Here is a 12,100-nt window from a genome sequence, read left to right on the forward strand (position 1 = left end):
GCGCCGTCACCGGGCCTGGGCCAGGTCGCTGTCGATCTGGCCCGCGGTCTTCTTCAGCGCCGCCTGGAGGTTGCTCACCTTGCCCGACTCGTAGGCGTAGCCCAGGTTCTGGTATGTGACGATGAAGGAGTCGCCGTTGGGCTCCGAGGGCGTGGTGTTGCTGCCCGGGTTGGCCGCCACGTTCAGGAACGTCTGGAACTGCGCGTTCTTCTCCAGCTTCGGCGACTTCAGCGCCGCGTAGGTGCTGGGCACGTTGGAGATCGCGTTGGCGAAGCTGACCAGCGCGTCGGTGTCGGTGGTCAGGTACTTCAGGAACTCCCAGGCGGCCGCCTGCTTGTGGCTGGTGGCGGCGATGCCGGCGATGGTGCCGGTCTGGTAGCCGATGCCGTACTGCGAGACCTGGTTGTCCGGCACCGGCAGCGGCGCGGTGGCGTAGTGGACCTTCGACCCGTCGGCCTTGATCATCGACACCCGCCACTCGCCGTCCATGGCCATCGCGACCTGGCCGGTCTCGAACGGGTTCTTGGCGCTGAACTCGTCACCGAAGGACGAACGGTACTTCGACAGCTTCTGGTAGCCGCCGAGCTTGTCCACCAGCGTCTTCTGCTCCTTGAGGGAGTCGGCGAAGGCCGGCGAGCTGGCGATCGCCGACTTGCCGTCCGCGGTGAACCAGGTCGGCTGGTACTGCGCCGCGTAGTGCTCGGTGGTGGTCTCGTAGCCGTGGTAGAGCGGCATGAAGCCCAACTGGCGGTAGCCGGCCCCCTCGGACTTCGTCAGCTTGACCGCGTCCTGTTCGAACTGGCTCCAGGTCTTCGGCGGCGCGGTGATCCCGGCGGCCTTGAACTCGTCGGTGTTGTAGTACAGCCCGTAGGCGTCGCCCAGCAGCGGCAGTGAGCACTGGTCGCCGTTGTAGCTGGTGTAGTCCAGCATCGCCTTGGAGAAGGTCTTGTCCTTGTCGATGCCCGACTTCTTCAGCAGCGGGTTGAGGTCCACCCACTCGTGGCTGTTGCAGAAACTGCCCACGTTGTTGGTGGTGAACGACGAGACCACGTCCGGCGCGTTGTCGCCGCCGGCCCGCAGCGCCTGGTTGATCTTGTCGTCGGTGACGTTGGAGACGGCCTTGACCTTGATGTTCGGGTGCAGCTTCTCGAACGCGGAGATGTTCGCGTTGATCGCCGCCAGCTCGTTCGGCGCGCTCCAGCCGTGCCAGAACGTGATGGTCACCGGCTTGGCCTTGGTACCGGTCGAGCCCTGGCCGCCCCCGCCGCCACTGGTGCCGGCGCAGCCGGCGGCTATCAGCGCGAGGGTCGCGGTACAGGCGAGCGCGGCCGCTGTGCGGCGCGCCCTGCGGGTCTGGCGGATGGTCACGGGTCCTCCCGGGGCGGCGGCCGAGGCAGTCGGTCGGCACGGTAAGTGGCTGCGGTGGGGTGGGGTGGGGCGGCTGGAGGTGCGGAAACGGGCGTGGCGGTGGGCCAGGGGGCAGTCGGACGGATCGGAGGGCGGATCGGTGGGCGCGGGGGGGGGGCGGGCAGCGGTGGGGTCGGCGGGTGGGTCAGTGGGCGGGGTCAGTTGGTGGGGTCAGTGGGTGGTGAAGACCTGCTCGCGCACGGTGGACAGCGCGGCCTGGAGGGCGCCGGTGACCACCGGCGAGCCGGTCAGTTCGCTGATGGCGAGCCGGGGACGGGGGACGGCCAGGCCGGTCAGCCCGTCCGCCACCAAGGTGCGCAGCGGTTCGCCGCCCGCGATGGGGATGTCGCCGCTGAGCAGCACCAGTTCGGGGTCCATGACGGCCACGATCGCCGCCAGACCGGTGGCCAGCCGCTGGGCCAGCGTGCCCAGGAACGCCGTCGCGGCCTCGTCCCCGCCCTCCGCCAGCTGCCGGGCGCGGGTGACCATGTCACGCGCGGTCCGGCCGCTGATCCGGTGCTCGCGGGCCAGTGCCCGCACGGCCGGGGCGCCGGCCAGTTCCTGGAAGCCGCCGGAGTTCTCCCGGCGGACGTTCTTCATCAACGGCGCGCCGGGCATCGGCATGTAGCCGACCTCGCCGGCGCCGCCGGTGTGCCCGCGGTGCAGCCGCCCGGCGATCACCACCGCCGCGCCGACGCCCTCCTCGGCCCACAGCAGCACGAAGTCCTCCACGCCTTGTGCCAGGCCGACCTTCTGCTCGGCGACCGCGGCGAGGTTGACGTCGTTCTCCACGTCGACCGGCAGATCGAGCGCCTCGGTCAGCTCCGCCAGCAGCCGCGGCGAGTGCCAGCCGGGCAGGTGCGGCGCGTACCGCAGCTTGCCGGTGCCGGGGTCCAGCGCGCCGGGGGTGCCGATGACCACCCGGTGCAGTTCGTCACGGGTGAGCCCGGCCACCGCCAGCGCCGCGTCCAGCGCCTCGGCGACCCGGTCCAGGGTGCCGTGCCGGCCCGGGGTCGGCAGCCGGTGCTCGGCGACGGTGCGGCCGGTGATGTCGGCCACCGCGACCCGGATGCGGGTGGGGGTGACGTCCAGCCCCGCGACGTGCGCCACCCGCGCGTTGATCTCGTAGAGCGTGGCGCCGGGTCCTGGCCGGCCGGCCGTGATGCCGATCGGCACCACCAGGTGCGCGGCCTCCAGCCGGGCCAGCAGTTGCGAGGCGGTGGGCTTGGAGAGACCGGTCAGCCGGCCCAGCTCGCCGCGCGACAACGGACCGCGCGACAACAGCAGTTCGAGAGCCGCGCGGTCGTTGATCGCGCGCAGCAGGCTCGGGGTGCCGGGCTGTGAGGGGCTGGCGGGCATGTTGCGACTCGCTCCAACTGATAGGAAGGTTTCCTAATGGTGCGAGGAAGGTATGACCGGCCCGCCGACCTGTCAATAGGGTGTCACTCTACGGACACGTCGCGGTACCGCCGGACGCCCGGCGCAGGAACTCCAGCTTGGTCTCGGTGTCGAACGCCAGACGGCTGCCGTCGGCGTCGGCCAGCGCCGTGCCCAGGCCGGCCAGCACCGCCAGGACCTCTTGCTCGCCCGGGGTGCGCGGCGGGTCGGCCGGATGGGTGAAGTGGCCCGCGTACTCGATCTCCAGCTGGAACTGCCGCGCGGTGCCCGCCGAGCAGCGGGTCGCCGCCAGTTGGAGCAGCGTACGGGTGGGCCGGTGCAGCAGGTGGGTGCGGCAGCGCTCCTTCAGCAGGGAGCCGGACGGTACGGCCGAGGCGGTGTTGCGCGCGATCCGCCGCGGATCGGTCTCGAACGACTCCCGCGACCGCATGACGTGGACGCCCCGGCCGCCGCCGACCGGCACCGCGGTATGCGTCTTGATCTTCTGCACCCGCCGGCCGTCCTCCTCGAAGACCGAGTACTCGCTCCCGCCGGCCAGGTGGTAGACGGGACGCAGGGTGGCCGCCTGCCGTCCGGAGCCGGCCAGCACCCCGGCGCCGGCGGCCAGCACGGTCACCGCCTCCTCCAGCAACGCCGCGGGGGAGACCGGTCCGGGATGCGCGAGCTTGATCTCGTACTCGAAGTCGGGATTCCACCGGGTGAGGACGAAGCCGCCGGGGCCGGGCGAGCCGCCGGCCGGACCGGGTTCGGCTGCGGCGCGACGGAACGCCTCCTCCAGCGCGTGGGTGCGTGCGGACACGGTCACGGTACGGGCTCCGTTTCTGCGGGCGGGGGGTGCGGCTGGTCGCCGCGGTCCCGGGGGCGTGCGTATGGGGGGCGGGGGAGGTGTGTGCCGAGGTGTGGCGGACGGGGAGGCGTGGGCGGCGTCGGGAGGTGTGCGTCAGCGGGGCGGGGGAGGCATGGCCGGCGTCGGGTGTGGCGTGCCGCGTACTGCCGTTTCGAGGTGCCGTACCGGCGTCAGGGTGCCGTACGGCCGTCAGGGTGCCGTACCGCCTCAAGGTGCCGTGCCGGCGTCAGGCGTGGTCGGCCAGCGCCTTCGGGTCCGGGGTGTCCACCGGACCGGCGGGGGAGCGGGTGCGCCGGGTGATCAGCGCCAGGGCGGCCGCCCCGGCGACCACGAACAGCGCGGCGTACAGCAGCCAGCCCAGGGTGCCCAGCGCGACCACCGCCGCCAGCGCCAGTGGGCCGAGGATGCCGACGGTGGCGCCGCTGAGGTCGAAGGCCGACAGGTACTCGTCCCGGCGGTCCGGCGGCGACAGTTCGAAGGAGATGGTCCACCAGGCGGGCGACTCGTACAGCTCGCCGAAGGTGAGGGCGACCGCGGCGGCCACCACCAGGACCACCGCCCACGGCGTGGAGACCTCCGCCGTGCCGCCGATCAGCACCGCCATGGCCACGAACGCCACCACGCTGCCCCTGATCGACCGGCGGGCGCCGTCGAGTTCGGCTGACTTGCGGGAGTAGCGGTGCTGGAGCACGACCACGACCAGGGTGTTCACCACCAGGACCACCCCGACCAGCGCCCGCGGCACCTGCGGATGGCGCAGCACCCACAGCGACAGGCCGACGTCCAGCACGATCAGGCTGGTGCCGAACACCGACGCGCACAGGATCAGCCCGAAGTACGGGGCGTCGCGCAGCACGCTGAAGTCGGTGCGGCCCGGCGACCGGCGCGCTCGCCGGGCGTCGACCAGCGCCATGCACACCGTGCCGCACACGTACGACAGGCCGTTGACGACCAGTGAGGCGCGCAGCACCCAGGGGGAGTCGAAGGTCAGCATGGCCGAGCCGAGCGCGCCGGAGACCAGGTAGCCGACGTTGCGCAGGGCCCGGACCGAGCCGAGCACCTCCGAGCGGGCGCCGGACGGCAGGACGGCGGCGGTCACGCTCTGGCTGAGCCCGCCGCCGCCGGCCCGGGCCACCCCGGTGGCGGCCGACAGCGCCAGCAGCCCCCAGAAGCCGTGGGCGAAGGCCATCGCGATCCACAGCACCGCCTGCGCCGTCTTGGCGGTGACGATGAACCGGCGGACCCCGAACCGGCCGGCCAGCGCGCCGTTGGGCACCGCCGCCAGCAGTTCGCAGCCGGCGGTGAGGGACAGCACGGTCACCAGGCGCGCGGCGTCGACGCCGGCCACCCGGACGGCGAACAGCGGCAGGCACACCGTGGCCAGGCCCGAACCGCAGGCGCCGGCCAGGGCGTTGACCGCCAGCAGCCGGGGCGGCCCCGGGGTGGTGAGCGTCTCCCACCACCCCAGGGACCCCGCCAGGCGCCGCAGGGCCGTCCTGCTGCGGGGATTCCCGGACGTTATGTGCGGATTCTGGGACGTCATGTGCGGATTCTGGGACATCACGTCAGGCCGGGGCGAGGAAGCCGCGTTCCCCCAGCAGGGAGAGGAACGCCGTGACCGCCTCGTCGGCCCGCTCCGGCGCGACGCCGAACTCGCCGGCCACCGCCGCGGCGATCTGCCCGGTGGTCGCCCCGGTGCCGACCAGCGACCAGATGAACGCACCGGTGCCGTTGACCTCGTAGCCGTCGTGGTAGGTCTCGATCAGCGTCCCGGTGTCGGATCGTCGGGTGTACGTGCCGATCGCCCGCATCGGCTGCCAGCGCGCGTCAGCCATGCCGCTTCGCCCCCTCGACGGTGATCAGCAGCCGCTGGGACAGCGCGGCCGTCGCCCCGGCCCAGCCGGCCGGATCGTCGGCGGCGCCCACCATGGTCAGCGCCCGCCACGCCGCCTCCACCGAGATCTCCGGCGGGCGTACCGCCAGCAGCCGCCGGTAGAGCCACTTGCGGTTGATCGAGTAGTCCCGGTGCACCGCCAGCAACGCCTCGACCGACGCCACCAGCGCGTCCCGGGCGGCCAGCACCGCGGTCTGCTCGTCGCCGCTGACCAGCAGCCCGCCCACGTCCTCCAGCAGCGTCTCGGCGGTGAGCTTGCGGTTCTCCGCCAGCCAGCCGCCGTAGCAGGAGGCGTTGATCTCGTCGCGGCGCCGCTGCCACCAGTCGGCGCCGGTCAGCGGCATGCCGGAGGCGAGGCGGTACAGCAGGTCCTGCTCGGTCTTGCCGGGTTCGGGCGCCTCCTGGCTCGGGGTGCTCCCGGCGAACCGGGCGATGATCTCGTCGACCTGCGCGGCCCGCCACAGCTCGATGTCGGCGCGGAACGGGCCGAACTCGCCCAGCACGATGCGTATGTCGGGGTCCTCGGTCGACACCCGGCGGTCGAAGTACTCCAGCCCGCTGTCCGTCAGGTCGATCGGCTCGTCGGTGATGACGTACAGGTCCAGATCACTGTTGGCGTGCCCCCAGCCCTGGACGACCGAGCCGGCCGCGTAGACGCTGACGGCGTCCGCGAAGATCGGGTACCGCGCGGCGATCTCGGCGCCGTCCGGGACGGCCGCGGGCTCCCGGCGCCCCGCCTCCAGGTCGCGGCGCCGCTCCGGCGTCGCCTCGGAGCCGCTGCCGAACCGCAGCGCCATGGTGGGCAGTTCGAAACGCATGGGGTGATGTCCTCTCGTGGGGTGGTGAGTTGACGGGTGGTGAGTAAAGGGGGTGCCGGGCCGGGGCGGCTCAGCGGGTGTAGAGGCCGTCGGCCTCCATCCGGCGCAGCGCGGCGTGGTCGCGGGCGACCTGTGCGGGGTCGGCGGAGGCCAGGTAGGCGTAGCCGGGGGAGCTGAACAGGTCGACCGTCGGGGTCAGCCGGTCGCCGACGGCGATGCCGGGGGCGACGTGCACCACGCTGGGCAGGGCGGTGACGGCGTCCAGCCAGCCCGTCCCGCGGACCGTGCCGTGGTGGTGGTTGCGGAACGCGACGTTCTTCAGGTGGCCGTGCCACCCGACCGCGGCGTCGTCGAAGCCGGCCAGCGACCGCGGGGTGAGGATCGAGTCGGCGAACAGGCCGGTCTGCGAGACGCCGCAGTACTCGCGCACGGTCTGCGGGCTGGTGGCGCCGCCGAGCCGGGCGCCGGACTCGATCAGCACTGGCCCGTCCCCGGTCAGCATGATCTCGGTGTGGCCGGCCGAGGACCTGACGCCCAGCGCGTCCAGCACACCCGCGGTGAACCCGCGCAGCAGCCGCCACTCGGCGGACCCGGGCGGTACCGGCTCCTCGTAGTCGTAAACCGGCGCGCCCGACGGTCCGACCGCCTTGACGTACCCCCAGATCTCCGCGACCCGGTGCGTTCCCCGGTACGAGACGGTGTTGACGTAGTACTCCCGGCCGGTCACCCGCCGCTGCACCAGCACCGAGCGGTTGCGGGCGCCGTAGACGTTGTCCGACGCCAGGACCGCGGCGGCCGCCGACCGCACGGCGGCGGCGGACCGGGCGAAGCTGACGTTGTCGGTGCCGGCGCTGTCGACCGGCTTGACGACGGCCTCGTCGAAACCGGTCCCGGCGAACCAGTGCGCCGCGCCGGCCGCGGAGTCGAAGGCCCGGCCGGCCGGCACGGCCAGCCCGGCCCGGCGCACGGTGTCGGCCATCGCCCGCTTGTCGCGGCGCGCGACCGCGTTGACCGGGTCGTTGCCCGGCAGGCCCAGCAGATCGGTCAGTTCGTCCGCCAGCAGCACGCCGGACTCCGTCCCGGCCACCACCCGCCGCACCCCGCGCTCGCGCAGCACGGCGGTCAGCTTCGCCCGGTCCGGCTGGTGCCCGAGGTCCTCGGTGAAGTCGTCCGGCGCGAAGGACCGGGTGAAGTAGGCGGGGATGTCCTGCTGGCTGCGCACGTGCACGCAGGCCGCGCCGCGCCGTGCCAGCTCCGCCGCGAGGTGGCGGCCGGTGGAGTAGGCGTCGACCACCGCCACCACCGGCGCGCCCGCCGGCCCGGTCACAGCAGACCCGCCACGGTACGCAGCACCGGCTCGTTGCCGGCCGGCTCGTGGCCCAGCCGTACGCCCCGGCGCGGCAGCCGGCCGAACGCGGCCAGCAGGGCGCGGTGGTGCTCGGCCGCGGCGCCCTCCGGCAGCCGCCGCACGCCGAAGACGTCCGGGTAGGAGTCCTCGGTCCCGGCGGTGAACAGGTCCGGCGCGCCGATCCGGTAGTCGCCGCCGGTCAGTTCGGGGACCCGGCCGGCCGCCACCGCCGGGAACAGCAGCAGGCCCACCTCGGCCTCGCCGACCGGCTCGACCCCGAGCCACGGCGCGAGCCGGTCCGGGGCGACCAGGACCTTCATCTCCCGCCCGGTGGGGTCGAAGACCGCGGTGCGGGTGCCGGCCCGCAACGCCTCCAGCACCAGCGGGTCCTGCGCCGGGTGGAACGGCTCACCGGCCAGCAGCCGCTCGCGCACCCCGTCGTACAGGCCCAGGCCGGCCAGCAGCCCCAGCCCGACCGACGTGACGGACGCCCAGGTCAGCAGGCGCACCCCGGAGCCCTCCGGGCGGGCGAAGACCCGGTCGTTGGCCAGCAGCCGCAGCCCCAGGCGCCGCGCGCACATCAGCGCGGTCGTCGTCTTGCCGGCGCCCTTGCCGCCGAACGACAGCAGGGCCCGGTCGCCGGCGCCGACGACCGCCGAGGCGTGCAGCAGCGTCCAGCCGGCCCGCTCCAGCCGGCCCCACACGACGGTGCGGGCCACCCGGGCGGCCGGGATGCGCAGGGCCGACGGCTCGGTGCCCACGATCCGCACCCGCCCCGGGGTGACCTGGTAGGCGATCCGCTCCTCGGGGGTGACCACGAGCAGCCGGTCGCCGTCGCGCCGGCTGTAGGTCCGGCTGCGGACGTACTCCGTCTCGGCCGGCTCCGGCGCCGACAGCACGGACTTCGCCCACAGTTCGTACGTGGCGGGGTCGGCGACCGCCTCGATCACCGGCGCGTCCGGGTCGGTGCCGTCCGCGCCGCCGGGCGGCGGGCCGGTCGTCTGAGTGGCCGTCACCGTCCACCAGGGGGTGAAGTAGCGGCGGACCCAGTCGACGACCTCACCGATGTCGGTGACGACCGTGGTCGTGGCCTCCGCCGCGGTCAGGCGGCAAGCTGTCAGCGTCATGGCACCTCTGGTCCTTCGTCAGGGTCTCGCCGGTCACCGGGAATCGCCCCGGGCGGCTGCTTCGCCCCGACAGTAGGCGGCGCCGCCCCGGACACGATCCGCGCGGACTCAGCGGGAGATCCTTCCGCGATATCCGCCCGGAGAGACCCGCGGCCCCCGGATGGACGGCCTTCGGGTAACCGGTGCCGGGGACGGGCCGAAATGACCTTCGCACCCCTGCGCCGCCACGCCGAGGGCGATGAGTTCCGTACCTGGCGTGAATTCTGCGTTCCGCCCAATGGCCGCACCGGCGGCTGCCCGATCACCTGGGGACAGAGCATTTCCCGCCGGTGGCCGGGAATGGACTTTGAGCCATTCGGCGGGTGCTCGCGGGCCGGTGTCGAACGCGGCGCGTAATAGGTTCGGTGAAGCGTTCGCCGCGGCCCCCGGGGGCTCGCCGTGGCGGGCACCGCCCTGCCGTCGTCCGGCGGGCGGGAACGCGGACCCGCCGCCGGCGGGAACGCCGGCCCGCCGCCGTCCGGCGCCGCACCGCCACGCCACCGCGTGGCGAGGGCGCCGCCACCGGCGGCCCGGTACTCGGTACGTCCAGCTCAGGAGGGTTCCATGGCCATGGAGAGTGTCCGCTTTCTCGCCGATCCGCCGTCGGCGGCGCCGCCGCGGGACGCGGAGGACGGGCCGAGATTCGGCATCCTCGGCTCGTTACGGATCAGGTCCGCCGATACGTTCGTGACCCGGGGATCGCCGCAGCAGCAGGCGTTCATGGCCGCGCTGCTGCTCCAGCCCGGCCATGCCGCCACCCTCGCCGAGCTGGTCGACGCGCTGTGGGGCGACTGCCCGCCGGACACCGCGGTGACCACGATCAGGACGCACGCGTGGTGGTGGCGCAGGCTGCTGGAGAAGCGCGGCGCGATACCGCGGGTGCTCGTCTCGGTCGGCGACGGCTACCAGATCGCGCTGCCGGGCCCGGTGACCGACCTGGAGACGGTCGGGGAGCTCGCGGACCGGGCCGCCCAGGCCCGCCGGGAGGGCCGCGAGGCGGAGGCGGCGGCCCTGCTGTCCCACGCCCTCGGGCTGTGGCGCGGCCACGCGCTGGCCGGCGTGCCGGGGGCCTTCGCCGCCCAGCAGCGCTCCCGGCTCACCGAGTTACGGACCGCGCTGAGCGAGGAGTACTTCGACCTCCAGCTGGCGCTGGGCCGGGCCGCCATCGTCGTCCCCGACCTGTTCGTGCTCTCCGAACGGCATCCGCTGCGCGAGCGGGCGCACGGGCTGCTGATGCGAGCTCTGCACGCCACCGGGCGGCAGGCCGAGGCGCTGGCCGTCTTCGGCCGGGTGCGGCGGCTGCTCGTCGCCGAACACGGCATCGCCCCCAGCCCGCTGCTCGTCCAGCTGCACCAGCAGATCCTGGAGGGCGACCCGGCACTCGACCACCCCGCCGGCCCGCTCCCCGCCGGCCCCGTTTCCGCCGAAGCGCTGACCACGTCGGGCCGAGGGGACGTCATGTCGTCCGGGACGTTCGGCGCCGCCGGTTCGGCTGGCGTCTCCGGTGCGTCTGGCGCCGCGGGTACGCCTGGCGCCGCCGGTGTGCCTGCTGCCTCCGGTGCGTTCGGCACCGCCGGTCCGTCCCATGCCGCCGACGCGTCCGGCGCCGCGGGTACACCTGCTGCCTCCGGTGCGTTCGGCCCCGCCGGTACGCCTGCCGCCACCGGTGCGTCCGGCGCCCTCGGTACGTCCGATGCCTCCGGCGCGTCCGCAGCCCTGGCCGGCGCAGCGCCCGGCGCCGTGCCCGATGCCGCCGTCCCCACCGCCCCCACCGGAGGAGCTGGCACCGTGGTCGCCGCTCCCACCGGAGGAGTTGGCACCGTGGTCGCCGCCCCCACCGGAGGAGCTGGCACCGGGGCCGCCGCCCCCACCGCTCCGGTCGCCCCCGCCTCCGCCCCTCCGGCCATCCCCGCCGCCTTCCCCGCCGACCCCGGGACCGCTGCCCCCGTCGCCCCGACCGTCCCCGCCGGAGGTCCTGCCGCCCCCGCCGCCCTACCCTCCGCGCAGAGCGCCGTACCGGTCGCCGTCCCGGCTGCGGCGCTGGAGCGGCGGGGGCCGGTCGCCTGGCCCGTGCCGCGTCAACTCCCGGGTGACATAGGGGACTTCGCCGGCCGGACCGAGAGTCTACGGGCGGCGGTGCGGGCGCTGACCACGCCGGAGCGGACCGGGCCCGCCATCGTCGTGGTGGGCGGCAGCCCGGGGTCGGGCAAGTCGGTGTTCGCGGTGCGGGCGGCCCACCGCGTCCACGACGACTACCCGGCCGGGCAGCTCTACGCCGACCTGTGCCCCGGCGGGACCGCCGCCGATCCGGCCCAGGTGCTGGCCGGATTCCTCCAGTCGCTGGGCCTGCCGGCGGCCACCGTGCCGGACGGGCTGGCGAACCGGTCCGCCCTGTTCCGCTCGGTGGTGGACGACCTCGACCTGCTGGTCGTGCTGGACAACGCCCTCGACCTCGACCAGGTCCGGCCCCTGCTGCCGGGCAGCCCGCGCTGCGGCGTCCTGCTCACCGGCCGCGCCCAGCTGTCCGCCCTGTCGGCCACCGAACGCGTCCGCCTGGAGCCGTTCGCCGTGACCGAGTCGCTCGACCTGCTGTCCTCGGCGGTCGGTGCGTCCCGGGTGGCCGCCGACCGGGCCGGGGCGATCGCGCTGGTCAGGGCCTGCGGCATGCTCCCGGCCGCGGTCCGCGCGGCCGGCGCCCGGCTCGCCGCCCGCCCGCAGTGGCCCTTCGGCGCGCTGACCGGCCTGCTGGGGGAGGGGGACCGCCGACTGCGCGAGCTGTCGCCGAACGACCCCTCGCTGACCGACAGCTTCGAACGCGGGTACCGCCAACTGGCCCCCGCGCAGGCCGAGGCATGGCAACGCCTCGCCCCGCACGGCCCCGACATCAGCCTGCCGGGGGCGTCGTCGGTGCTGCGGATCAGCGAACTCCAGGCCGAGCGGGTGCTGGAGGAGCTGGTCGACGCCTCGATGCTGGAATCGCCCGCCTACCGGCGCTACCGCTACCCGGACCTGCTGCTGGCATTCGCCCGCGCCAAGCAGGCGGAGGCCGGCGGGACCGGCCGGCCGGTCTCCTTTCCGGCCCCCGGCGCCGCCTGACTACGCCGCCCGGCGCATTCCCGGCGCCCCGGTCCTGTGCCGCTGGACTGCCCACCCCGCATATTCACCACAGATCCGCCGAAGACCACGGCCGGGCGCCGCGCGCATAACGTGGTTCGTGAGCGA

9 protein-coding genes are annotated in these 12,100 nt (G+C 74.4%); 1 reads left to right on the plus strand and 8 read right to left on the minus strand.

What is annotated here, in order from left to right; translation table 11 throughout:
- Positions 1-6: 6 nt before the first annotated feature.
- The 8 genes from POF43_RS05480 to POF43_RS05515 form a co-directional block, all read right to left on the minus strand.
- Complete coding sequence (locus POF43_RS05480) at positions 7-1,362, minus strand: extracellular solute-binding protein (RefSeq protein ID WP_372515863.1); 1,356 nt, start codon at positions 1,360-1,362, stop codon at positions 7-9.
- A 216-nt stretch (positions 1,363-1,578) separates the two neighbouring features.
- Positions 1,579-2,766, minus strand: coding sequence for an ROK family transcriptional regulator (locus tag POF43_RS05485; protein WP_271318450.1), 1,188 nt, complete (start codon positions 2,764-2,766; stop codon positions 1,579-1,581).
- A gap of 88 nt (positions 2,767-2,854) precedes the next feature.
- On the minus strand, positions 2,855-3,610 hold the full coding sequence (locus POF43_RS05490; RefSeq protein WP_271325783.1) for a hypothetical protein: 756 nt from the start codon (positions 3,608-3,610) through the stop codon (positions 2,855-2,857).
- A 268-nt stretch (positions 3,611-3,878) separates the two neighbouring features.
- Positions 3,879-5,195 carry an MFS transporter gene (locus POF43_RS05495; protein ID WP_271324629.1) on the minus strand — a complete coding sequence of 439 codons (1,317 nt, stop codon included), beginning with the start codon at positions 5,193-5,195 and terminating at the stop codon, positions 3,879-3,881.
- Between the two features lie 22 nt (positions 5,196-5,217).
- Positions 5,218-5,487 carry a PqqD family protein gene (locus tag POF43_RS05500; RefSeq protein WP_271316588.1) on the minus strand — a complete coding sequence of 90 codons (270 nt, stop codon included), beginning with the start codon at positions 5,485-5,487 and terminating at the stop codon, positions 5,218-5,220.
- Complete coding sequence (locus POF43_RS05505) at positions 5,480-6,364, minus strand: nucleotidyltransferase domain-containing protein (protein ID WP_271324630.1); 885 nt, start codon at positions 6,362-6,364, stop codon at positions 5,480-5,482. The genes POF43_RS05500 and POF43_RS05505 overlap by 8 nt, the downstream gene beginning before the upstream one ends.
- A gap of 70 nt (positions 6,365-6,434) precedes the next feature.
- Positions 6,435-7,691, minus strand: a complete 1,257-nt coding sequence (locus POF43_RS05510; protein WP_271324631.1) for a hypothetical protein — start codon at positions 7,689-7,691, stop codon at positions 6,435-6,437.
- A complete protein-coding gene (locus POF43_RS05515) occupies positions 7,688-8,839 on the minus strand; it encodes a phosphoenolpyruvate carboxykinase (ATP) (protein WP_271324632.1) in 1,152 nt (383 codons plus the stop codon). Before POF43_RS05515 ends, POF43_RS05510 begins: the two co-directional genes overlap by 4 nt.
- Positions 8,840-9,442: 603 nt before the next feature.
- On the opposite strand from POF43_RS05515, the gene POF43_RS05520 reads away from it, so the two are divergent.
- On the plus strand, positions 9,443-11,974 hold the full coding sequence (locus POF43_RS05520; protein ID WP_282704433.1) for an AfsR/SARP family transcriptional regulator: 2,532 nt from the start codon (positions 9,443-9,445) through the stop codon (positions 11,972-11,974).
- Positions 11,975-12,100 lie beyond the last annotated feature (126 nt).

It is taken from the genome of Streptantibioticus silvisoli (assembly GCF_027947535.2).
Taxonomy (GTDB): Bacteria; Actinomycetota; Actinomycetes; order Streptomycetales; family Streptomycetaceae; genus Streptantibioticus_C; species Streptantibioticus_C silvisoli.

What these genes read in the sequence shown, in the direction of transcription:
- POF43_RS05485 (WP_271318450.1), bottom strand. Translation starts at nt 2,766, where the DNA reads ATGCCCGCCAGCCCCTCACAGCCCGGCACCCCGAGCCTGCTGCGCGCG.
- POF43_RS05495 (WP_271324629.1), bottom strand. Translation starts at nt 5,195, where the DNA reads ATGACGTCCCAGAATCCGCACATAACGTCCGGGAATCCCCGCAGCAGG.
- POF43_RS05500 (WP_271316588.1), bottom strand. Translation starts at nt 5,487, where the DNA reads ATGGCTGACGCGCGCTGGCAGCCGATGCGGGCGATCGGCACGTACACC.
- POF43_RS05505 (WP_271324630.1), bottom strand. Translation starts at nt 6,364, where the DNA reads ATGCGTTTCGAACTGCCCACCATGGCGCTGCGGTTCGGCAGCGGCTCC.
- POF43_RS05515 (WP_271324632.1), bottom strand. Translation starts at nt 8,839, where the DNA reads ATGACGCTGACAGCTTGCCGCCTGACCGCGGCGGAGGCCACGACCACG.
- POF43_RS05520 (WP_282704433.1), top strand. Translation starts at nt 9,443, where the DNA reads ATGGCCATGGAGAGTGTCCGCTTTCTCGCCGATCCGCCGTCGGCGGCG.